Annotated in this window: 9 protein-coding genes; 5 read left to right on the top strand and 4 right to left on the bottom strand. The window is 34.2% G+C overall.

Annotated features, from left to right (window positions below):
- Window positions 1-40: 40 nt before the first annotated feature.
- Window positions 41-1,858 carry an alkaline phosphatase gene (locus tag ABD859_RS10515; protein ID WP_345143961.1) on the top strand — a complete coding sequence of 606 codons (1,818 nt, stop codon included), beginning with the start codon at window positions 41-43 and terminating at the stop codon, window positions 1,856-1,858.
- 31 nt (window positions 1,859-1,889) lie between these two features.
- Here the strand turns inward: ABD859_RS10515 and ABD859_RS10510 are convergent, their stop codons facing one another.
- On the bottom strand, window positions 1,890-2,450 hold the full coding sequence (locus tag ABD859_RS10510; protein ID WP_345143959.1) for an ATP-binding protein: 561 nt from the start codon (window positions 2,448-2,450) through the stop codon (window positions 1,890-1,892).
- A 302-nt stretch (window positions 2,451-2,752) separates the two neighbouring features.
- Here ABD859_RS10510 and ABD859_RS10505 point away from each other — a divergent pair, with 302 nt between their 5' ends.
- From ABD859_RS10505 to ABD859_RS10495, 3 genes are all read left to right on the top strand, one after another.
- On the top strand, window positions 2,753-9,724 hold the full coding sequence (locus tag ABD859_RS10505; RefSeq protein ID WP_345143956.1) for a leucine-rich repeat domain-containing protein: 6,972 nt from the start codon (window positions 2,753-2,755) through the stop codon (window positions 9,722-9,724).
- Between the two features lie 10 nt (window positions 9,725-9,734).
- Window positions 9,735-18,017 (top strand): T9SS type A sorting domain-containing protein, encoded by an 8,283-nt coding sequence (locus ABD859_RS10500; protein ID WP_345143954.1) that lies wholly within the window; start codon window positions 9,735-9,737, stop codon window positions 18,015-18,017.
- 179 nt (window positions 18,018-18,196) lie between these two features.
- Window positions 18,197-19,321 (top strand): patatin-like phospholipase family protein, encoded by a 1,125-nt coding sequence (locus ABD859_RS10495; RefSeq protein WP_345143952.1) that lies wholly within the window; start codon window positions 18,197-18,199, stop codon window positions 19,319-19,321.
- A 76-nt stretch (window positions 19,322-19,397) separates the two neighbouring features.
- Here the strand turns inward: ABD859_RS10495 and ABD859_RS10490 are convergent, their stop codons facing one another.
- From ABD859_RS10490 to ABD859_RS10480, 3 genes are all read right to left on the bottom strand, one after another.
- Window positions 19,398-20,135 carry an alpha/beta hydrolase gene (locus ABD859_RS10490; RefSeq protein WP_345143949.1) on the bottom strand — a complete coding sequence of 246 codons (738 nt, stop codon included), beginning with the start codon at window positions 20,133-20,135 and terminating at the stop codon, window positions 19,398-19,400.
- The gene (gene ygiD, locus ABD859_RS10485) at window positions 20,132-20,965 is read right to left on the bottom strand and encodes a 4,5-DOPA-extradiol-dioxygenase (RefSeq protein ID WP_486320591.1); all 834 of its coding nucleotides are present in this window, start codon (window positions 20,963-20,965) and stop codon (window positions 20,132-20,134) included. Before ygiD ends, ABD859_RS10490 begins: the two co-directional genes overlap by 4 nt.
- Window positions 20,966-21,128: 163 nt before the next feature.
- Entirely contained in the window at window positions 21,129-21,959 is an 831-nt protein-coding gene (locus tag ABD859_RS10480) for a helix-turn-helix transcriptional regulator (protein WP_345143943.1), read from the bottom strand.
- A gap of 289 nt (window positions 21,960-22,248) precedes the next feature.
- Between ABD859_RS10480 and ABD859_RS10475 the strand changes: the two genes are divergently transcribed.
- Window positions 22,249-25,540, top strand: a 3,292-nt coding sequence (locus tag ABD859_RS10475) for a hypothetical protein (RefSeq protein WP_345143940.1), incomplete at its 3' end; no start/stop codon positions are given.

Here is a 25,540-nt window from a genome sequence, read left to right as displayed (position 1 = left end):
TAAAGTTACCTACAGCTTTAAAAGAATAAAATAATTTTCGATGAAAAAAATATTCACCCTTTTCTGCCTTCATTTTTTCCTGTGCATGCAGTCGCAGGAATACACATCATCAAACATTCATTCTCATAACGATTATGCTTCGGCACTTCCGTTTTACGGTGCGTATTCTAATGAAGCAGGCGTTATCGAAGCCGATGTTTTTTTAGTTAATAACGAATTATTTGTAGCGCATACTTCAAAAGAAATTGCACTGCAAAACACATTAAAAAGCATGTATTTAGAACCGCTTTCTGCTAAATTGAAGAATCTGGGTTCAAAAGCATATCCAAGCAATAAACCTTTAATTTTAATGATCGATATTAAATCAGATGCTGATTCGACTTTAAAAGTAATTGCACAACAGTTAAAAACTTATCCGGACATAACAGTAAATAAAAATATAAAAGTGGTCATTTCCGGAAACAGACCAAATCCTGCACAATGGAAAGATTATCCTGATTTTATTTATTTTGACGGAAGACTGAATGAAAACTACACAACAGATCAGTTAGCGCGTGTTGAAATGATAAGTGAAGATTTGCATGAACTTACAGTTTGGAACGGAAAAGGAGTATTGACTCAGGCTGATTTAGAAAAAATTCAGTCAACAATTAAAAAAGTTCACAATCAGAATAAAAAAATACGTTTTTGGGCTACTCAGGATAACGTAAATACGTGGATGACTTTAATGAATTTAAAAGTTGATTTTATAGGAACTGATAACGTTGCAGAATTAACGCATTTCATCAACAATATTAAATCAACGTTTTATCAAAACACAGAATTTCATCAGGCTTATGTTCCTAAAAATGCTTCGGCTTTCGCGAAAAAGAAGCCTAAAAATGTGATTCTGTTAATTGGCGACGGAATGGGATTAACCCAGATTTACTCAGGCTATACAGCAAATAAAGGTCAGTTAAGCTTATTTAATATTCCAACTCAGGGATTTTCTATTACAAAAGCATCTGATAGTTATATAACGGATTCTGCTGCAGGCGCAACCGCAATGGCAACAGGAAATAAAACAAACAACCGTTTTATAAGTGTTGACGAAAACGGAAAACCTTTAGAATTAATCACACAGCAATTGGCAAAAAAAGGCTATAAAACGGCTGTAATTTCGGCAGGAAATATTACAGATGCTACTCCGGCGGCATTTTATGCACATCAGCCGGAAAGAAGCTACAGCGAACCTATTGCCAATGATTTTCTTTCAAATCCTTCGGATATTTTAATTGGAGGCGGACAAAAAGAATTTATTTCCAGAAAAGACGGTAAAGATTTATCTAAAGCTTTAATTGAAAAAGGATATACTTTTTCGGATAAATTCAATTCGCTTGACACAATTAAAAACAGCAGATTTGTAGTTCTTGAAGATGCAGCAGTTGTTTCTATGAAAAACGGAAGAGGTGATTTCCTAACTAAGTCTTTTAAGAAAGCCGTAAATACTTTTTCAAAAACAAAAAATCCTTTTTTTATGATGGCCGAAGGTGCTCAAATCGATTACGGCGGACACCAGAATAATGTTGAATATGTAGTTAGAGAAATGCTTGATTTTGACAAATTAGTTGGTCAGGCAATGGAATTTGTAGACCAAAATCCGGAAACGCTTTTAATCGTAACAGCAGATCATGAAACGGGCGGACTTTCTTTAATCGACGGAAGTATCGAAAAAGGTTACGTTCACGGAAGTTTTAGTACAAACGATCATACAGCAGTTCCGGTTCCTGTTTTTGCTTATGGCGCTGGCGCTCAAAACTTTTCCGGAGTGTATCAAAACACCGCAATTTACACTAAGATTTTAGAAGCTTTAAAGTAGAAAAAACACATTTTTAATTCAAAAGCCCTTGCTAATGCAGGGGCTTTTTGTTTATGCTTTCGATTTTTTCGATAATAAGATCAATTCTTTCTTGCAGCGTAAAATCGCCGGAAATTTTTAAAACCGGAAATGGAAGAGTTTCGATCCAGTTTTCGTGAGCCCAGAAATTTCGGTTGGCAGTTCCATTTTGAATATCATAATTGGAAGCCCAATCTATAAAATCTTCAAACTGTTTTATGCGTGCAGGTTCTGTGTAAATTACGTCTCCATATCGTTCGAATTCTCTCTTTTTTAGTCTCTCCATTCTAATTTGAGGCGGAATCCATAAAAATACAACCAAATCAAAATCCGGAAAAACATTTTCTCCCCATTCAAAAACAGAACCTCCCAAAATCCAGTTTCCTAAAGTTTCAAGATCGGATTTTATTAAAGAATTTCGCAGTTCAGGATCTCTTTTTGCAGTAAAAGGCACTTCTGCAATTTCCCAGAAATAACCATCACTGTCTAAATAGTCAAGATGCAGTATTTTGGCCAATGCTCTGCCAGTTGTTGTAACACCGCTTCCGGATGCACCAAAAATATGAATCTTCATTTGTAAATATTTAGTATGTAATATTACAAAAACTTTTCAACCCCGGAAGCATGAATTTTGGTATTTAAATTCAGTAAAAACTTCTTAAAAACAGGCCTTAAACAATTCTTAAAAAACAGCTGTTTTATACAATAAAAAATTACCTGTATACAGGTAATTTTTTATTGTAATTAGTTGGTAATCATTTGTTTGTGTTTTAATGATTTGAATTTAACAGAATAAAAGAAATGTTTTTCCTACTTTTAAGCTGATTTTTTAACAAAAGGTATCTTCTTAATATACTGGTATTTAAACATTAATCTATGAAGAGAAAACTACTTATTGGATTGCTATTTTTGTTTAGCAGTCTTTCTTTATTATCGGCCAAAAACAGTTTTAATATTCCAATTCCGGATTCAGAATATCAGGCTCTGGTAGATTTTTATAAAGCTACCGGAGAAGCTAACTGGAGCAACAAATGGAATACAAAAGAGAACAATCTGCATGAAGTGCCGTGGTATGGCGTAACGGTCGAAAACGGGCACGTAACTGGAATTAATCTTGAGAATACCAGCAATATTACAGGTTCAATTCCGGCTTCTTTTGGAAATTTGAAATATCTTAAAACGCTTTCTATGTATGCCGGCGGTTATACAAAAGACTTAAGCACCACAAACTTAAGTGTCTTTTCTGAATTAGAAGCTCTGGAATCATTAGATTTAAGATATTGTAAGTTAAAAGGCGTAATTCCGGCATCGTGGGCTAAATTAAAAAAACTTAAGACACTTTATTTAAGCTATAATGCCCTGACTGGATTATCTCCGGAATTTGGCCAGCTTGAAAGTCTGGTAACTGCTGAACTTAACGATAACCAGATTACGACTTTGATTAAAGAACTGGAGAATCTGACTGCTCTTAGAACTTTAAATTTAACCAATAACAAAATCACGACAGTTTCGGCTTTATTGCCAAGTGTGGTGAATTTAAGTCTGCAGAATCAAACCGTTAATATTGAAAATATGACCTATAGGGGAGTCGATTTAAAAATTGAAAATCTCCCTAATATAATTTCATACAGCCGTTCAAAAAATGATTTTACAGCCAAACCAAAGTTTGCTGTTTATGTACGAGGAAGTGAAATTGCCAATAACCTTACGATAGCCGCAGATGGTAGTTTAACAATTGCAGCATCTTATCTTTCTTCGATAAAAAAAGGCGATGAGGTTTTTCTTTATCAGCAGTATGACTACGATACAGGATCTATATCAAACTACAGCCGTTTTTATTTTACAAATATACAAGTCAGCCAGCCGGCAGTTTCTTCAATAGAATATCAGGCATTAGTTGATTTTTACAATGCAATGGGAGGCAGTAACTGGAACAATAAATGGGATACAAACGAAAACAATCTTAATGAAGGAGCCTGGACAGGTTTAAGTATTGAAAACGGACATGTTACAGGATTAAATTTAAGTAATACCAGCAATGTTTCTGGTTCAATTCCGGCTTCATTTGGAAATTTAAAATACTTAAGAAATCTTTCGCTTTACGCAGGAAATTATTCTAAAAATCTAAGCACAACAGATTTGAATGTTTTATCAGAACTGCAGTCTCTGGAAACATTAGATTTGCAATATTGCAGAATAGCAAGTGCAATTCCGTCTTCATGGAGCAAGCTGAAAAAACTTAAAACGATTAATATTTATGGCAACTCCATAACAGGACTGCCTGAAGAATTAGGCGAAATAGAGAGTTTAGTTACCTTAGAAGCGGGCAGTAACCAGATAAAATCGATTCCGGCTTCAGTAGGAAATCTTGAAAATCTGGTTACATTAAATTTTTACAGTAACCAAATAGGAACTTTAATAAAAGAGCTTGAAAACGTTACGACATTAAAAACCCTAGATCTTTCAAGTAATAGTGTTTCCGTTATTTCTGCTTTATTAAGCAGTACAGTTAATTTAAGTCTTAATTCACAAAACATAAATGTTGAAGGAATTATTTACACAGGTTCTGATCTAAAAATTGAAAATCTGCCTAATACGGTTTATTATAACAGAACTAAAAATGATTTTTCTTCCCGAAGAACCTACTCAGTATATGTGGGAGGAAATCAGATAGGAAATTCAATTACCGTTGCAGCAGACGGAAGCATAACGATTCCGGCGTCTTATTTATCTTCTATAAAAACAGGCGATCAGTTTTATATCTATCAAAATTACGATTATAATGATGGCGGTATTGCACATTATACAAGAATCAATTTTGTAAATGTAAAAGTAGATCAGCCAAAAATTCCGGATTTAGAATATCAGGCTTTGGTTGATATTTACAATGCCATGGGCGGAGCAAACTGGAATAATAAATGGAATATTGCCGAAAATAATCTGCATGAAGGTGCGTGGTATGGAGTAAGTATTGAAAACGGACACATCAGCGGTATTAGTTTTAATAATACCTGGAATGTTTCCGGAGCTGTTCCCGCTTCTATTTCAAACTTAAAATACCTTAAAAACCTTTCTTTTTATGCCGGAAACTACAGCAAAGATTTAAGCACAACAGATTTAAGCGTTTTAGCTGAATTAGAATCTTTAGAATTTTTAGATCTTCGATACAGCAAAGTAAAAGGCGATGTACCGGCTTCGTGGAATAAACTGAAAAAGCTAAAAACAGTTTATTTATCATACAATAATTTAACTGCTTTACCGGAAGATATTGGCGCTATGGAAAGTCTGGTTACTATTGAAGCTCATGGCAACCAGATAAAAACCATTCCTGCTTCAATAAGTAATCTGGCAAATTTGGTAACTTTAGAATTATCTGATAATCAAATTGAAGTGCTTATAAAAGAACTGGAAAATATTAGCACACTAAGAACCGTAAATCTTTCAAACAACAGCGTAAAAGATGTCAAAGCATTATTAAACAGTAATGTAAATCTTAATCTTAATTATCAAAATATAAATGTAGAAGGACTTGTTTACACAGGTGTTGATTTAAAAGTAGAAACACTTCCAAATTCGGTTTATTACAACAGAAGCAATAATGATTTTACTGCCAGAGGGACTTTTACAGTTTATGTAGCAGGAAATCAAATTGGAAATGCCATTACAACAGCCGAAGATGGAAGCATTGTAATTCCGGCATCGTATTTATCATCTATTAAAACTGGCGACCAGTTTTATTTATACCAGCCTTATGATTACTATAACGGAAGCATTACCAATTATTCAAGAATCAATTTTGTAAATGTAAAAGTAGACCAGCCAAAAATTCCGGATGAAGAATATCAGGCTCTCGTTGATTTTTACACCGTTATGAACGGTACAAACTGGACTAACAAATGGAATGTTGCCGAAAATAATCTTCATGAAGGCGCATGGTATGGCGTAAGTATTGAAAACGGACATATTTCTGGACTTAATCTTAACAATAACAGTTCTGTAAGAGGTGCAATTCCGGCTTCTATTAAAGATTTAAAGTATCTAAAAACGTTATCTCTTTATGGAGGAAGTTACAGTAAAGATTTGAGCACAACAGATTTAGCAGTTTTATCTGAGCTTGAAAATCTGGACTTTTTAGATTTAAGATACAGCAAAGTCAAAGACGATCTTCCGGCATCATGGAACAAATTGAAAAAGCTGAAAACATTATACTTAGAATATAATGCACTTACGGCTTTACCGGAAGATTTTGGCGGAATGGAAAGTTTAGTAACAGTTGGTCTGGCTTCCAATCAAATTAAAGTAATTCCGGCTTCAACAGGAAATCTCACGAATCTGGTAACTTTAGATTTATCTGATAATCAAATCGAAGTATTGATTAAAGATTTAGAAAAAAATACAGCTTTACAGAACCTGAATTTATCAAGTAATAAAGTAGGTGTAATTGAGGGAATGTTAACGAATAAAGTAAGTCTTCAGCTGGGTTATCAGACTTTAAACATTGAAAACTTTTTATATGAAGGAACAGATGTAAAAGTGAGCAATCTGCCAAACAGTATTCTTTACAACAAATCCAGTAATAATTTTTCTGCACAAAGAACATTTAGATTGTATGTAAAAGGAGAGCAGATAGGAAGCAATATTACCGTTGCGGGCGACGGAACAATTACAATTCCGGCAGATTATCTTTCGACTTTAAAAACAGGAGATGAATTGTATTTATATCAGTCTTATGATGGAACTGAGGCTTCTACCAATTATTCAAGAATTTATTTTACCAATGTAAAAGTAGACCAGCCAAAAATTCCAGATGCAGAATATCAGGCTTTAGTAGATTTTCATAATGCGATGAATGGTGCAAACTGGAACAATAAATGGGTAACGACTGAAAACAATCTGCATGAAGGGGCATGGTACGGAGTAAGTATTCAAAACGGGCACATTACAGGGTTAAATTTGAATAATAATTCAAATGTTTCGGGAACAATTCCTGCTTCATTTGCCAATTTAAAATACTTAAAAAACCTTTCTTTATACGGCGGATATTATACAAAAAACTTGAGTACAACAGATTTAAACATCATTTCAGGATTAGAATCTTTGGAATATTTAGATCTTCGATATGCCAGTTTAAAAGGTGTTATACCATCTTCATGGAATAAACTTCAGGCTTTAAAAACGTTATATTTAAGTTATAACAATATTGAAGATGCAGATGAATCTCTGGCTGGTTTACCGCTTTTAAAAACGGTCGATTTTACATATCAAAACATTACAATTCCAACAATCGAAGTTGGTGCAAATGAACTGGTAATCAATCTGCCGGTTTTATCTACGTTTTTATTTAATGCAAACGGTGGTGTGATTAACAATAAAAACTATTTTACGCTTTACATTAATGGTGCAAATAAAGCGTCGAATTATTCGAACAGCGAAGGAAAATTAGTTTTTAAAGACATTGCTTTATTCGGAATTAAATTATCGGACAAAATCAGAATCGATCAAAACGACGGTACGGCACAGGGAACAACGATTACTTACGATCAGGTTGTTTTTGGAAAACCATTAGCTGACGAAGAATTCGAGATTCTGAAAAAAATCTACGCAAGTACAAACGGAGCACAATGGACACAAAAATGGGATATTTCACAAAATAAACTTCATGAAGTAAGCTGGTACGGAGTAGGAACAAAAGACGGACACGTAGTTTCGCTGAGTTTATCGGCTAATAATTTATCAGGAACACTTCCTGCCGAAATATCTGATTTAGTATATTTAGAAACCCTAAATATACAGTCGAATGCCATTGAAGGATCACTTCCGTCAGATTTAGGAAGACTAACAAACCTAAAAACACTTAATTTACAATCGAATAAATTTCAGGGTACACTTCCTGTTTTATCTGGTGTTTCAGGACTTAAAAAGCTTTCAATTGCCGGAAATGGATTTAAAGGAACAATTCCGGGGCATTTCAATGATTTTGAAAATATCGAACAAATCGATCTTTCAAACAATGGTTTCGATGCTGTAGAAAAACCTTTTACATACGATTTGGCTAAAGTGTACATTAATCTGCGAGGTCAGGTTATTGCAAAAGATGAATATTTGTATTTAAAAGGCGACGAAATCATTGTCGATCTTCCGGCTATAACGACTTACAACGAAAATACTCAGGACTATACTGGACAATATCAGTTTGAACTGCAAGCGAATAACTTCAAAATTTCTGAAGCCACGGCTGTAGGCAATACCATTACATTTCCAAATATTTCTGTAGCCAGTATTCCGGCGGGTGCTAAAATTGCGATTTGGCAGAAAAACGGAACGTCACAGGGAACTTACATTCAGTTTAAAGCCATTGCAGACGGTTCTGAAACGCCGTTAATTCCTGAGGAATATGATGCTTTAGTTGCCTTTTTCCAAAGTGCAGGCGGAACAGGCTGGAAAGAAGTTTGGGATACATCATCAAACAATCTGCATGAAAAGAAATGGAAAGGTGTTACAACAAACGACGGACATGTGATATCCATTAATCTTCCTGATAATAACTTAACCGGAAATATCAGCCCTGAAATTGGAAAATTCAGCGAACTGCAAAACCTGAATCTGGCTAAAAATAAGCTGACAGGAACAATTCCGGAAAGTGCATCAAAAGTAACCAAACTAAAAACGGTTGATCTTTCTGAAAATGAATTAACGGGAATTGATGCAGCATTTTTACCAGCGGTGAATTTTAAAATCGATCGTCAGAAAATTAATTTAGGAGAATTGCCTTTAACCTTAAATGCAGTTTTAAAAGATCAAAAAATCAACCATTACGATCATACCAATTCTATTTTTAATGCCACTCAGTCATACAACATGACTTTAAAGGATTATTTCCAAATGGTAACAGTTCCGGAAGACGGCATTAAACTAACGAATATTTTAAGTGAATGGAATGTACCAAACAACCAGACTCTTGAATTAAGACAAATTGCAGGTTCTGCCAGAAACAGTGTTTTAACTTATAAAATTACCTATAGAGAAGGAGATTCTAATTTAGACGGAATTGTAAATATTCTGGACATTCAGTCGACTTTAAATTACACGCTGAGCCAGAAACCAAAATTCTTTAATTACGGTGCTGCCGATATTAATAAAGATAATAACCTGAACGTACTGGATATTATTTCGCTTATTAATAAAATTCAGGCAGGAACATTAGAAAATCCAGTAAGTGCAAAACGTCAGCTTTCAGGTAATGAAGATGTGGTTTTAAGCATTGAAGATAATACGCTTTATATCGACAATCAATTGGTTTCGACTGCAGCGTTTGATATTCGTTTAAAAGATGGAAACAAAGCAGAAACCAAAGAACTTCTTTCAGCTCTAGGATATACGGTTTCAGTTGCAGAACGTGAAGGCGAAATCAGCATTGTTGGTTTTTCTATGGATAAATCACTTTCAGGAAAACAAGCCATTGCAAAAGTTTCATCGCAGACTGCAATTGTATCTGCAATGATTTCAAGTCCCGAAGCCAATGCGCTGCGCTATAAAATTGCTGGTAAAACTTTAGGCATTGATGATCCTGAAACAGCTGCAGCAAATGCACTTTTAAATTACCCAAATCCATTTACTGATAAAACGGTAATTCAATATCATATTCCTGAAAATGCAGACAACGCGGTATTAAAAGTTTTTGATACAGCCGGAAGAATGGTTTATACAAAATCTATAGATGCATCGGCAGGAAATCACGAATTTACTTTCCAGCGAAGAGATCTTGCTTCGGGAATTTATTTCTATGCAGTTGAAGTGCAAAACGGATCAAAACCAGTCGTTTTAAAAGGAAAAATGTTAATACAATAAACTCACCAAAATGATATCTAATAAATTGAAAACAATGAAAATAAAACCGTTTTTGGTCTTTATCTTCCTATTTCTGGCCACGTTTACGCAAGCCCAGAATAGTTTAAAAGTATTAAACGCATCGGCCGGACCAGGCGAAAAATCAAAAATTGTAATTGATCTGGCTAATGCCGATGAAGTTGTAGGAGCTGAGTTTACGCTTACTGTTCCGCAGGGATTACTTGTAAGTGAAAAAGACAGTAAAATTATCGAAAGCCGTAAAGGCGATCACGCGATTTATGTTAATATCGAAAAGAATAATCCTCGTAATTATCACTTTATTATTCTTTCGCTTACAAGCACTTCTTTTAAAGGAAACAGCGGCACTTTATTAGAAATTCCGATTGAAATTCCGCTCAATTATACTTCGGGACAAACACATAATTTAGATTTAAGCAGTGTTGTTTTAAGTTCAAAAAATGCGGTTGACATTGGTTCAAACCACATAAACGGAAAACTGACTATTGCCAATGCGCAATATCCTGATTTAACGATATCAGGAATCAGCACAGCCGAATCTGTTATTACGCCAGACGGAAAAATAAATGTATCATGGAAAGTAGATAATATTGGAGACAGAATTGCTTCTGGCGGATGGATTGAACAAATAAGCATTGTTTCTGACCAAACAGGTTTAGAATACAATTTGGGAACCGTTTCATACAACGAAGATCTTGGTAAACAGAATTCAGTAAACAGAACAGCCGCATTTAATCTTCCTAAAATTTTAGGTATTGAAGGCAATGTAAAAGTTAGAATTAACATTATCGCCAATACGGCTGTTAAAGAACCAGAATCTTTAAAAAACAACAATAAAATTACCGCAGCAAATTCTATTTTACTCGAAAAACGTTTGTTTTTAACTTTAGACAGAAAAAGCATTGACGAAAACTCTACAGAAGTTATTAGAGCAACCCTTACACAAAGCGGTGACAGAAGCAGTGATAAAACGTATAATTTAACAGCTTCTTTAGCATCACAGCTTCAGTTTGATGCTTCGGTAAAAATTTTAAAAGATCAGTCTTCGGTAGTTTTTTATATCAAACCAATAGACAATTCAGAAAATGACGGAAACAGAACTGTTTCGCTTTCTGTAACCGGAAATGATTATCCGGCAGTTTCAGATAATATCGAAATTATCGATAATGAATTTTCAACCATTACGCTGACTCCTTCAACAGTTGCAGCTACAGACGGTGAAACAATTACCGTTACTTTAGAAACCAATTTTGCTAAAACAAAAGATACTAAGTTTACCATTATTGCCGATCAAAGCTCACGCTGGACTGTTCCTACAGAAGTTACGCTTCCGGCTGGAAGCAAAACAGCTTCGTTTACTATAATGGTAAAAAACAATAAAGTTCCTGAGCAGACTGTAACCGGAAAATTAACGCTTAGAGCCGAAGGTTTTCAGGCAGGAAATACAGAAGTAATTTTAAAAAGTTCCAATGTTCCGGCTTTTGAATTAGAAATTGCTCCGCAGACTATTTCAAAAAGCGACGGAGTTTACGCAACTTACGCAACATTAAAACGAATCAATAAATCAGAAATAGCCACAGCAGTACGCTTAAAAGCAAGTATTGCAAATGCTTTAATTTTACCGGACGTTATTGATTTTCCTGCTAATGTAAATTCGAAAAAATTTAACATTGGAGCCATAAACAACGGAATTGTTGATGGTACAAAAGTGGTAAATGTAACAGCAGATGTGTATCTATCATCTTGTAACTGTACTATTCCTGCCGGCGATGGAAGCACTATTAGTAAAGATATTACCATTCTTGACAGCAACGGACCAGCTTTAATAGTAAAAGCAAATCCGGCAACAGTTAAAGCCGGAGTTCAAAAAGCGGCAAAAATTACTATTTCGAGAAATACGGTTGATACTTCTAAAGCCATTTTAGTAAAACTCTCATCAGATTCTCCTACGATTGTTTCAATTCCGGCAGAAGTTTCAATTCCGGTTGGGCAGGAAAGTGTCGAAGTAGAAATCAACACTATAATTGATCCGTTAAAAACAGGAGATCAAACCATTCGAATTCAGGCAGAAGCAGATACTTTCAGTTCTGGATTTGCGTGGATTTTGGTTACAGATCAAAACAAGCCTGACGCTGTCGTTAATTCGGTAAAAACAGTTGCAGAAGCCAATGGTGAAGATACAATTGAAGTAACAACTTCTATAACAAATCAAGGTTTTGCGACTTTAATAAAAGGTTCAAAAATAGAATATTTTCTATCTAAAGATAAATTAATCCAAAACGCAGTCCTTGTTTTTACATCACAAATTGATAAGGATATCGAGTCAGGAAAAAACCTTGACCTTATAAAATCAATTAAACTGCCTCAGCAGGCTGGTGATTATTATTTAGTTGCAGCAGTAAATTCAGATCAAAAAATAAATGAATTATCGTATACCAATAATCAGGCTTATTCAGCAATAAAACTATTTTCAAGTTACAGTGCTGTGTGTTCGGTTTCTAAATCAGTTTACAAATCAGGCGAATTGGTTACTATTTCAGGATCGGCTAAAATGGCAAACAATACTCCCGCAGTAAATAAAGAAGTAGAAATTATCGTTACAGCCGGAAGTTTTACACGTTCGTTTAAAGTAAAAACAAATGCTTCCGGAAATTTTGCTTATGATTTTGAACCATTACAGGCAGAAAGCGGCCATTACACAGTAAGTGCAGGATATCCGGGAACTAAAAATGCAGTTCAGGCAGAATTTGATATTGTTGGTTTTGAATGGACAAACAAGCCTTCTGATTATTTAAAATGGGAAGTTGTTACCAAAGTTCCGTACAAAGGAGAATTTGTATTAAAAAACAACAGCAAAACGCCTTTAACCAATATTAAAATTGAATTACCGGCAGATGCAGGTTTTGCAGTACAAACAGATGCTTTAACGCTGGCATCTGGTCAGGAAGCCGTTTTAAGCTATACAATATTAGCAGAAACACCATCAGCAGAACAAAAATATTATGAAATCAATTTCAATATAACATCTAATGAAGGCGCAAAACTTCCTGTTTTAGCGTATTATCATGCTAAAGCGCAGGCACCAAAATTATTGGCCAATCCGGTAAGCATTAATACGACGATGATTAAAGGAAGCTCTCGTTTTTATGAAATATCGGTTTCAAATACAGGAGCAGTAGATGCAGAAAAAGTAAAAGTAGACGTTCCAAATCTGGAATGGATGAAATTGAAAAGTGCCGTTGTTATTGATAAAATTGCACCAAACGAATCTGCAAAAATTATACTTGAATTAGTACCAACAGATAAACAGCAGTTAAATGTTCCTTTAACCGGAAATCTGGCTTTGAACCCTGCAAATGAAGGAGGAGTAAGTATTCCTTTTAAAGTAGAAACAGTTTCAGAAGCAACAGGTTCTTTATTAGTTGATGTTGTCGACGAATACACATACAACACAGAAAAAGCACCTCACGTAAAAGGAGCGAAAGTAACTGTGCGTCATCCGTTTTCTGGTGCTGTTTTAGCTGAAGGATTTACAGATGAAAATGGTTTGTTTACTACACCTCAAATTCCGGAAGGTTATTATACAGTTACAGTATCGGCAGATAAACACGCATCGTATCAAAATAATTTATTGATAGATCCGGGTAAAGTAACGACTCAAAAAGTATTTATTTCCTATCAGGCGGTAAGTTACGAATGGGTTGTAAAGCCAACAGAAATTGCAGATGAATATCAATCTGATTTAGTAGTTAAGTTTGAAACAAACGTACCAAAACCAGTAGTTGTTATTGATATCGATAATCCTGTTTTAGATTTAAACACAGGAGAAAGCAGAATGAGTTATGCAACTGTTACGAATCATGGTTTGATTGCATTATCAAATGTAACATTTAACGTAGACAGTCAGGGAGAATACAAGTTCAAACTAATGATTGATAAGCTGGATGTATTAAATGCTAAATCGACAATTATTGTCCCAATATTGATTACAAAACCGGCTTCGAGCGGAAAAAGTGCGGCAACTGGGCAGAACTGTAGTTATAACCTAATTACAAAAGGAACTTATGTATGCGAAACCGAACAAAATCTGGCGGCATTCCAGCCTTATTATGTCATAACTTGTACAACGCCTACTAATCCTACTGTAGGAGGTATTCCTGATTTTAACGGAGGAGGATTTGGACCATTAATTCCTATTGGTACTGCAATTGGCAACATTATTACAGAACTGCCAACAATTTGTACTAATCCTTGTATTACTTCGACTATTAGTGCGGCAATGGGATGTTCTCCATTTGTTCCTTTATCACTTGCTTCATGTCTTCTTTCACTTGCGACTGTTGATAATGACGTGATAAATATAACTTTAGCTTTAGGAAGCTGTATTCCTGGAAGGGTAGGATGCTATTTTGGACTTGCTTCTATGGCGAAAACTTGTATTGAACAATTAATGAGTGGAAAAAGTACTCAAAATAGTTTTTTACAATCTAAATATGAAGATTTTCAGGCAATGGCAGACGCGGAAACGGCCTTAGCTGATAGGATAAAAGCACATCTTGGCAATGACAGATTACTTGAAAGTCCAAATTTTCAAAACTTCATGAAAGAAGCGGCTTCGAATCTGGATAGTGGAAAACCATTTTCAGCAGTAGATATTACACGAATTAAAACCAGCGTTTCAGGCACAGATATTACAACTCAGGAAATCGATAACTTTTGTAACAGATGGAATAATACTTTAGAAGCATGGAATAAAAACATAAAGGCTCCTAATGCTGAATATCCAAACATTATAAACAAAAATGATATCGAAGAATATGACAGAATAAGAAAATCACTAATTGAGCTGACTGCAAAAAGAGGTTTTAATTCTGCATCAGAATTGTATGAGCATGATCTTAAAGAAATGGAGGAGTATGGTAAAGAATTAGCTTCTCAATCATCTGTTTGTGCGAGCGTAACGGTTAAATTCTCTCAAAAAATTACCATGACGAGAGAGGCTTTTGAAGGGACTTTAACGTTAAACAATGGAAGTGACGCCAACACAATTAAAGATCTAAACTTAGATTTATTAATTAAAGATGAAGCCGGAAATGATATGACGCATTTATTCCAGATCAACAAAGACACTTTCCTTAGCGGAACAGGACTTGTAGGACCAAACAGCAGTCAGTCAGGAACAGTAATTTTTATTCCAACTAAAGATGCGGCGCCAACCGTGCCAAAATCATATTCATTTGGAGGAACTTTGTCATATTTAGATCCAAATACAGGCGACAGAGTTACGGTGCAATTATATCCGGTAACTTTAGAAGTAAATCCAAGTCCGGATTTGGTAATGCATTATTTTATGCAGAGAGATATTCTGGGAGATGATCCGCTTACAGATAAAATAGAACCAATTGTTCCGGCAGAAATGGCTTTATTGATTAAAAATGAAGGATACGGAATTGCTAAAAATGTTCAGGTAGAATCTGTACAGCCAGAAATTATAGAAAACAAAAAAGGTTTATTAATCGATTTTGAAATTATAGGAAGCAACTTCAATAATGAACCAAAACAATTAGGTTTATTAAATGTTGATTTCGGAAATATCGAACCTCAAAAATCAGCACTGGGTCAATGGTGGTTTACCAGTACTTTGTTAGGTCATTTTGTAGAATATGATCTTAAAATTAAACATTTAAGTAGTTACGGTAATAAAAACCTAAGCTTGATAAAAGCTTCTTATGTTCACGAATTAATTAAGAGCGCAAAAGCGTATGGAGCTGGTCAGGATAATATCAACGATTTCTTAGTAAATGATGTCGTAGATTCAAATGATACTCCGGATGCGATTTATTATTCAAATGGAGAAAGCGATGAAGTGTATAAAGTAACTACAGGAACAGTTTCAAATGCAATTTCGCCAAGTGCGCTTACAACAACTTTAACGATGAATTCGTCTAAAACCGGATGGAATTACGGAAATACTGCTGATCCCGGATCAGATAAATACAAACTGGAAAGAGTCGTTAGAATCAGCGATAATCTGGAACTGCCAATAGAAAACTTCTGGCAGACACATGTAACACTGAGAGATGGACTTGAACCAAAGTATGAAAACAAACTTCATTTCCTTGATAAAATTTCGGGATTAGAAAGATATACTTTGTATTACAGTGTTATAAATACCAATGTTCCAAAAGTAGTTTCTTTTGAAAGTCTGCCTTCAACGACTACAAAACCAGTAGAATCTGTTCAGGTAAACTTTAATAAAGCAATTAATTCAAGCACATTTACTGCGCAGAATATTACCTTAATTCATCAGGGAACCAAAGTTCCTTTTAATGACAGCTTTATTGGTAAAGTAAACGATTCGACTTATGTTTTAAATATCAAAACATTGTCGCTTGCTTCAGGATATTATGAATTAACGGTTCAATGTGCCGGAATTAAAGATCTTGAAGACAATGAAGGTAATGAAGGAAAAAGCATTTCATGGATTCAGATAATCGGCGAACTTGGAATTGTTCAGTTTAAAACCGACCAAATCGAAGCTCAGGCCGTAAACAGTGTTGAAATTTTATTTAACAAACCTGTAAAACCAGTTCAGTTTACAAAAGAAAAACTGACCTTAAACGGTAAAGCACTTGAAAACATTTCTATTGTAACCGAAGATAATTTAAAATACACGATTGTTGGATTAAACGAATACAATAAAGATAACGGACAATATGAGCTTGCGGTTGATCTTCCGTCGATAAAAGCAGAAGACAACACTTTAGGTTTAATTGTTCAAACGCAGAAATGGAAAGTCGATATTTCGATTCCGGAAATTGATGCCTTTACTCCTAAATATCAGGGAGCAGTACACAGTCAAAACGTTACAGATATTGTAGTAACTTTAAATAAACCAATAAGCAATTTTGAGAAAAACTGGGTATCGCTTTATAAAGGAAGTGTGAATTTAAATGCTAATTTAAATGTGACTAAACAAGACGATTTACATTACTTAATTTCTGGTTTAGGAGAATATACTCAGGCTGAAGGCGGTTATAAAATTGTTGTAGATCAAACGAGCTTTAAAGACCTTTCGGGTAACTTTGGAACTGGAAATTCCAGCACAATGTGGGAAGTGAAATTTGGAAAACCTACAGCACCTTCTAACATGCGTATTACGCCAGACAGAGGAATATCTGCAGCAGATAATATTACTTCTGGTAATGATTTATCGATTGCTTTAACAACAAATGGAAATAAGCAAACCGTAGAGTTATATGCAGTAACGCCAACAGGAAGAACGCTGGTTAGTAAACAAAATCAGGAAACAGCAAAAGAAGTTTTAATTCCGATAAAAGGATATATTGGAAAAAATACTTTTGAAGCTGTCGTGTATGATGAATTTGGAAATGCAAGCGATGCGAGCAAAGTAGAAGTTTTTATAGATATTGTAGATCTTAATTGTACAGTTACTCCGTTAAGCGATGCCAACAGCGGCTGTTCTGAAACTGATGTTTTAAAAGTTGAATTTGCTGATGAAATTATCGCTGCAGGATTAACTAAAAATGATATTATTGTGAAGTCAGGCGGAATTGCAGTTTCAAATGAAAACATTACTTTGACCAAAATTTCGGATAAAGAATTTGAAATTGGAAACATCGAGAAGTTTACAGGAGATCATTCATTCGCAATTGATTTAACAAAACTGAATAAGAAATCAAGCGGTCTGCAAGGTAAAGGAATTGTATCTGCAAGTGTTGAAACCGGATTAAACACCACGGCTCAGATTTCAGGAGATATTCTTATTACGAGCGATAATACCACGGTAACATATACAGCAACACAATTTATGCAGGCGTATACTTGGAATGTTACGGGTGGTGAAATTATCGATCAAAGCAATAATACTGTAACGATAAAATGGACAGAAAAAGGCGATCAGACACTTTCTCTTAGCTATTTAACTCAGGGTTTATGCAGTAAAACAACATCACTGGAAGTAAAAGTAGAAGCAACGTTATCTGTAGATAATCCTGTTTCGGAACAAAACAGTTTCTTTATTTCTCCAGTTCCAAATGATGGAAACTTTACTTTAAACCTAACGGGTGATTCAGGAACTTTTGATTTAATTATTTTTGATGCCCATGGAAAAGCGGTTTACAAACAGCAGAAACTCGAAATCAATGGTAATTTCAATAAAGAAATCAAAACACATTTAAGAGCTTCGGGAGTTTATTTCTTAATACTGCATAATGCAGAAAAGAGTTACAAAGCGAAGTTTATGATAAAATAACTTTAAGAATAAAAGCAGAAAAGAGATGTCAGTTTTGGCATCTCTTTTTTTGTACCTGATATTTAAGGTTTTGCACCAAAGAAAAGCCATTAGATGACATTTTATTGATAATCAGTATTTAGCTTATATAAATTTATACTCCTAAAAGACCCAATATAAACTTAACTAAATCAAGAATTATGAGTAAGATTATTATTTTAACAGTTGATGGAGGCGGTATTAAAGGAATTATACCATCTTATTTTCTTTGGCAGATAGAAGCTGCCCTCAACAAATCTTGTTATAAAATGTTTGATATAATAGGCGGAACTTCTACGGGCGGTATTATTGCAACCGCTTTGTCATCTCCTATAAATGGAACACAGCCTTATACAGCAAATGAAATCTATAATATTTATACCAGCGACGGATCTCAGATTTTTGTTTCGCAGGATTCTATTATACCAGATTATTATGCTCTTTATTATGCAAATGACGGAAATGGAAATGGAGTAGAATGTTTTCTACAGCAAAAATACGGCACTTATAGTTTAAACGATGCCAGACAAAATATGCAAAATCTGCCAGATAGCAGAACAAAACATGTTTTTACGACTTGTTATACGGTTAACAGCAGCGGAAATAATATTCCAAATCCAACTTTGGGACGCGATTACGGACCGTATTTATTTAACTGGTATGATGCTGTAAAACCAGAAAATGATTATTTGGTTTGGGAAGCAGCAAGAGCTACAAGTGCGGCACCAACTTATTTTCCGGTTGCAAAACTAGGCGGAGGTAATGCACCTAATTCTTCTGCTAACGAAAGATGGGCGCTTGATGGAGGTGTAATGTCAAATAATCCTGCAGTTTGGGCGGTAAGCGAAGCATTTAGAACAGGATTAGCTTCACAATTAAGTGATATTATTCTAATTTCTTTAGGAACTGGTTCGTACCCAAGCGGTGCAGGATTGGTAACAGATCAAACAAAAATTTCTGATCCTGATTATGGAAATTGGGGATTTACGCCTTGGCTTGTCAGTGATTTAGACGATTTATCAGGTACAGAAAACGGACGTGGTGCTATTGTCAATATCATTACAGAATCAGTACAATTGGTTTCGAGCCAGCAGTTATCAGGACTTCAGAATTCAGGACTTACATATTTCAGATTGGAGCCTTCAATAACAAGAGAGCAGTCAAAGATGGATAATATATCGCAGTCAAATGTTGATTCTCTAATAGACACGGCAACAAATTATTTAAATAATGATGGAAATGCCGTATTTCAGCAGATTATAAATACATTAAAAGAGAATACTTAATTTAGAATAAACCAGAATTCCAAAAAAAAAGAGTCTTCGAGAAATATTTCTGAAGACTCTTTTTCATTAAAGTATATTATTCTAAATTATTTTTTAACCAAAGATTGACGTCATCAAACATTTGTTTATTAATCGTATGACCTTCTTCATAAGAATGAAATTCAGGTTTTAAATGTTTTGTTTTTAAAAATTCTGAAGCATCAACTGCATATTGGTAATTTAAAACAGCATCTTGTTTTCCGTGCGAAATAAAGATTTTAAGTTTTTCAAGACGTTTTTCATCAGCAATTAAAGGTTTTATTTCCGGCAGAAGTCGGCCGCTTAAAACCGCAATTCCTTTTACTTTTTCGGGAGCTGTAAGTGCTGTGCTGTAGCTCATAATGCCACCCTGACTAAATCCCATTAAATAAACTTTTTCAGCATCAAATTTGATTTCTGTTTTTAGATCATCAATAAAATCAATAATCATTTTTCTGGCGTTTTCTGCCTGCTGTTCGTTTATTTGAGGTTTACCGCTGGAGAAATCAACCTGAAACCAGGCAAAACTCGACGGACCAAAAGTAAGTGGACCTCTTGCAGAAACAACCACAAAATTATCCGGCAGATCCTGAGCAAACGAAAACAAATTTTGCTCATTTCCGCCCACACCATGAAGTAAAATAAGCAAAGGCGGATTTTCTGTTAGAACTTTAGGCTGTCTAAGCAAATAATGAAGCTTAGTATTTTTTGTATTTGAATTCATAAATGTAAAACTGAAAATTGAAAGTGAAATGAGAATTCCGGCAGCAATCACAAAAGTTCTGCTTGTACTCATGCTTTATCTATTTTTACCGACATCATATTAAGCGATCCTGCTACAATGGCATCATTAAAAATGGTTGCTTTTTCATCTTTTTCTCTAAGAGATAAAATGTACAGTAAAGGCATATAATGTTCTGGAGTTGGTACTGCCAGCTGAAATTCTTTTCCTTGTTTGTCAAAATTTACCAGCGATTGATGATCTTCTTCAATAATCATTTTTTTCATCTTTTCGTTAGCAATATGAGCCCATTCAAAAGCATATCCCGGAAGCATCATTTTATCCCATGCCGCCAATCGCAGGTTATGAACAGAGTTTCCGCTTCCTACAATAAGAACACCTTTTCTTCTTAAGGCGGCAAGTTCTTTTCCTAATTCATAATGATAAGAGGCAGGTTTTGTATAATCAATACTCATTTGAATAATCGGAATATCGGCATTTGGATATAAGAATTTTACAACCGTCCAACAGCCGTGATCCAATCCCCAGTCGTGATTTAATCCAACAGAAGTTGAGGTAATCAGTTTTTGAGTTTCTAATGCCAGTTCCGGACTTCCCGGCGCAGGATATTGCACATCAAAAAGCGCCTGCGGAAAACCGCCAAAATCATGAATGGTTTCTGGTTTTTCCATAGCTGTTACAAAAGTTCCTTTGGTTTCCCAATGTGCCGATATACACAAAATAACTTTTGGCTTAGGTAATGTTTTTGCAATATTTTGAAATCCCTGTGTAAAATTATTATCAGCAATAGCATTCATAGGATTTCCGTGTCCCAAAAACAGAACCGGCATTCTCTCTGTTGCAGCAAAAGAATCAGAAACTGTTTTAAGAGAACTTAACTTCATGGCAGCAGCACCAACAGGTAAAATTGCCATGGTTTTTAAAAAATCTTTTCTGTCCATTTTATATTGTAATTAGTTTGTGTAAAAAGTATCATTTTTAAGAGATACAAAATTGCAGCTAATAACAAGACAAACGGTAACGATTTTCGGAAGAATGGTTGTGTTTTTAAGAAAGCAGTTTTTTCATTTCTTCTCTAAACTCAGTAGGAGTCATGCCAGACTTGCGTTTAAAAGCATGTGTAAAGTATGTTTTCTCGTTAAATCCAAGTTCGTAACCTATTTCGGCTACATTCATGTCTGTAGTCATTAGAAGATTTTTAGCTTCGGTAAGTTTTCGGGTTTCTATAATTTCAGAAACACTCTGCTGTAAAATATTCTGGCAGATGAGGTTTAAGTTGCGGGAAGTCATAAAAAGCTTTTCAGCATAAAAATTAACATCTTTCGATTCTTTATAATGCTCTTCTAATAACCTCAAAAAGCTTTTAAAAGTAGAACTCTGAATTTTTTTAGACTCGTCGTAATCCAGATTTAGTTTACGTCGTTCAGATTCGATAATAGTAAATAAAGCACTTAACAGTTGTTTAATAACAGATAAGTCGGGAGCATCCTGAATATATTCGTCATAAATCATTTTACACAAAATATCCAGTTTTTCAAAACACTGATTACTCTGCATACTGATGTTGGCTTTATCATGAAAAGATGCATACAAACTAAAAGTCGTTTCGGCAATAAATTCACTTTTAAAACGCAGCACCCACATATCGCATTCGCCGTTTTTAACAAGCGGTTTTACCCGATGAATTTTCCCCTGAGTAACAAAACTTATAAAAGGCGCTTCTATTAATTTGGAATTAAAGTCGATAAAATGCTCTAACTGACCTTTACTGCCTATAATAAGTTCTTCAAAATTATGCGCATGCGGTTCATTTACAGACTGCATTATTTTTTCAGATTCTGCGACTGTAACACGAAACATTTTGAAGATTTCTGTCATTGGAAGGATTTTTATGGTTTAAAGGTAAAAGATAACTTTGATTTTTAAAAGTTGTGTTTAAGATTATATGATATGCAAGGAATCTAAAATTTGTTTTTTTATTTTGAACAACAAAGTACTAAGGACTATTTTTTCAAAAGTTGATAGCTGAAAATTTAATTTAACAACAAGTTTTTTGTTAACATCTTTTTATTATAAATATTTTTTTTAACAGAATTTACCTTATAATTGTAGTTTATTGCAAAATCATTATTGCAATTTTAACATTTTTTATTACTGTTATCTTCTTATGTTTAAATTATCTATTTCTAAGCTAACTGCAATTGCACTAGTTGTATCAAACTCCATTTTTTCTCAAGTTACAAAAGATGTACCCAATTATTTTCCTGTAAGCCCAAATGCAGCTTCATTTGCTAAAGAAGGTTTATTTCCGGTAGATTATTCAACAGGTAAAGTAAACATTAGTATTCCACTATATACTATTAAAACAAGTGAATCAACAGTTCTCATTGATCTAAGTTATAACAGCGCCGGAATACAATTAGATGAACTTGCTTCTTGGGTAGGCCTCGGATGGAATTTAAACGCCGGCGGTGCAGTTGTAAGAAATGTAAAAGGGATTCCTGATACAGGTTCTGGTGTTCCTGATATAAATAATCTTGCTTTTACTGAGGCAAATTATAATAGTTTATACTATCTATATAATCCATACAGAACCGGAGTGGTAGATGCAGCATACGATGAGTTTATAATAAATGCTCCTGGTTTATCCGGAACTTTTTATTTTGTAAATAATAAAGCCGTGTTTAAAGACCTGCAAAATACTGTAGTTAAAACATCTTCTGTAAACAATCAACTGCTAACTAATACACAGACATTAGAAATAACTAAAACTGATGGTACAATTTACAGATTTGGACAAAGTCTAGATGGTTATGCTGCAAACGAAATCACTCACAATAACACAGATACTTTTAGGCCTGATTATGTTTCAACTTGGTTCTTAACAGAAATAATTCCTGCAAACAGTAAAAGCCCTAACAATATAATATCATTTAAATATAAAGCACTTACAAATGTTTATGATTATCAAATAGTAACAGGTGAAAAATTAGTTGATAATGCCATTGCTCCTAATAAGACAGCTGCCTTAAAATCTATTTTTCCAGATAAAACAAGTTCTAGCAGACAATTTTTAACATCGATTAATTTTAATAATGGTTTTATAGAATTTACGTCTAATCAAAACAGGTTAGATTTAGTTGATGATTACAAATTAGATAGAATAAGTATTTATAGTCTAAAAGGTATTGCTAAGACTTTAGTTAAAGAATATAGTTTTGTCTATGACTATTATAACCGAGCGGGAGGATTTAGAACAACAGCAGACCCAAATGATGGAATAAGTAATCCAAATTCGTATAATTCTACAAAAAATATTAGCAGTCGGGATAAATCATTAAAACTTACTCAGGTTATAAATAACACACTAAATGTAAAACATTTGTTTGAATATGAAGGGACAATACTTCCTTCAAGAGGAACAACTAAAAAAGATTTTTGGGGTTATATAAATGCTAATACTGGTAATTTATCTCCACCTACAAGATTAGATCGTATATCAGGTGACATACGAAACAATTATTATACAACAGTTGGAAATGGTGATCGAACAGCCAATGAAGCTTTAATGAAGTCTGGGATTTTACAAAAAATAACATATCCAGAAGGTGGATATACTATTTTTGAATATGAGGCAAACAGGTTTACCGAAAATATTACTACACCAACAATAGCTTACAGAAGTATAAGTGTAGTTGCTTACGGAGCAGGATGTAATTCCAATTATGGACCTAGTTCTAAAAGTACAACCTTTACCCCTGTTAATTATGTAGCAGGAAGCGGTAGGTTAAGTGTTACATTTACAGATGCCAGTCAGGAATCTGGAGGTAATAGCAATGCTAAATATGATAGTGAAACTTTCTTTAGGCCAACTCCCTTTACAATCGGAGGAACTTTAAATTACGTTAGGGAATTTAGTAATAGTACTCATACTTTATCGGCAGTTGAATACAGAACTGGAAAGATTGGAGCATATGGATGTCCATTAACTTCTATTATGGCATCATGGCAGGAAAAATCAGGTAGTACAACCACTCCGACTGTGAAATATTTGGGAGGTTTACGAATAAAATCAATAAAATCTTATGATGGAAAAATCAACAGTTCAGGTATTTTAAAGCAATATTATTATGAAGATGAAAATCCATTAATAAAAGAGGGGAATGGAACTTTTGTAAGAGGAAGCTTTGACACAAACACCGGAGATGATATTTTTCCTAATCTATCTACTTCTTCAATTTTTGATAATAATACAGGAGGCTCACCATCTGTGACTTATGGAAAAGTATCAGAAATCGATTTTGATATGGAGAATTCTAAAAACAATGGTAAAACAGAATATTTATACGAAAATATTCCTTTATCTCGTTTATTTGATCTTAATGCGAGTAGTATTCCTAAAGTTTTCCAATCTCCTCAGTATAGAACGGCAAATGGAACTATAAATAAACCATTTGAAAGTACATTTACAAATTTGTCATTAATCTTCTTTAAAAATGATATGTGGAATCAGGGGAGTTTAATAAGAAAAAATATCTTTAAAACAGGACCTTCGCCCAATACATACACATTGATAAATAGTGTTATTAATAATTACATTATTCTTAAAGAGCAGTCATTATCATACAATGTTGTTTTTAGCAATTTTACATCTCCTGTTCTTCCTGGAGATTATCCTCTTTCATTTGCAACTCCATATAATCAAGGCAGTGATTTTTGTTCTGGACAGTTTTATTATGCAGTGGGTAAAACTTCACAAGGGAAAAAAGTATTAAGCAGTACTCTTGAGGTTAATTATGACAGTAATGAAAATCCTACTACTCAAAAAATAACTACATACAGTTATGAGAATCCAGCACATTATCAATTAACTAAAACTGAAACAAAAAACAGTAAAACAGAAACTTTAAGAACTCAAATGAGTTATCCTCAGGATTTAGTTTCAACAGAGCAAACAACAGAAATGCAAGCCCTGATTAATCAAAATAAAATCAGTATACCTGTAAAAACACAGACTTTTGTCAACAATGTAAAAACATCAGAATCTAATACTAAATACGAACAAAGCACAGTAACAGGTAATATGCTCCTGCCAAAAGAAATTCATTCTTCAAAAGGATTGATAGAAACTTTTCCTTTTAGTGATAGTAACCGAAAGATAAAATTTACTTTGTATGATTCTGATCTTATAAATGGATTAGCATTAGGAAATGGAAATGTTCTGGAATATACTGTAGAAAGCGGCACCCCTGTATCTATTATCTGGGGCTATAACAAAACCCAGCCTATAGCCAAAATTGAAAATGCTTCTTACAGTCAGGTTTCATCGTATGTTTCAAACCTTCAGGATATTTCCAATACAGGAACACAAACTGATCTGATTAATGCTTTAAACACTTTACGCACTAATCTTCCTGATGCTATGGTTACCACTTATACTTATATTCCATTGGTTGGCG

It is taken from the genome of Flavobacterium ginsengiterrae, from assembly GCF_039539785.1.
Taxonomy (GTDB): Bacteria; Bacteroidota; Bacteroidia; order Flavobacteriales; family Flavobacteriaceae; genus Flavobacterium; species Flavobacterium ginsengiterrae.
The sequence above is the reverse complement of the archived record's forward strand: the minus strand, read 5'-3'. Positions and strand labels throughout refer to the sequence as shown.

What these genes read in the sequence shown, in the direction of transcription:
- ABD859_RS10515 (WP_345143961.1), top strand. Translation starts at nt 41, where the DNA reads ATGAAAAAAATATTCACCCTTTTCTGCCTTCATTTTTTCCTGTGCATG.
- ABD859_RS10510 (WP_345143959.1), bottom strand. Translation starts at nt 2,450, where the DNA reads ATGAAGATTCATATTTTTGGTGCATCCGGAAGCGGTGTTACAACAACT.
- ABD859_RS10505 (WP_345143956.1), top strand. Translation starts at nt 2,753, where the DNA reads ATGAAGAGAAAACTACTTATTGGATTGCTATTTTTGTTTAGCAGTCTT.
- ABD859_RS10500 (WP_345143954.1), top strand. Translation starts at nt 9,735, where the DNA reads ATGATATCTAATAAATTGAAAACAATGAAAATAAAACCGTTTTTGGTC.
- ABD859_RS10495 (WP_345143952.1), top strand. Translation starts at nt 18,197, where the DNA reads ATGAGTAAGATTATTATTTTAACAGTTGATGGAGGCGGTATTAAAGGA.
- ABD859_RS10490 (WP_345143949.1), bottom strand. Translation starts at nt 20,135, where the DNA reads ATGAGTACAAGCAGAACTTTTGTGATTGCTGCCGGAATTCTCATTTCA.
- ygiD (WP_486320591.1), bottom strand. Translation starts at nt 20,965, where the DNA reads ATGAAGTTAAGTTCTCTTAAAACAGTTTCTGATTCTTTTGCTGCAACA.
- ABD859_RS10480 (WP_345143943.1), bottom strand. Translation starts at nt 21,959, where the DNA reads ATGACAGAAATCTTCAAAATGTTTCGTGTTACAGTCGCAGAATCTGAA.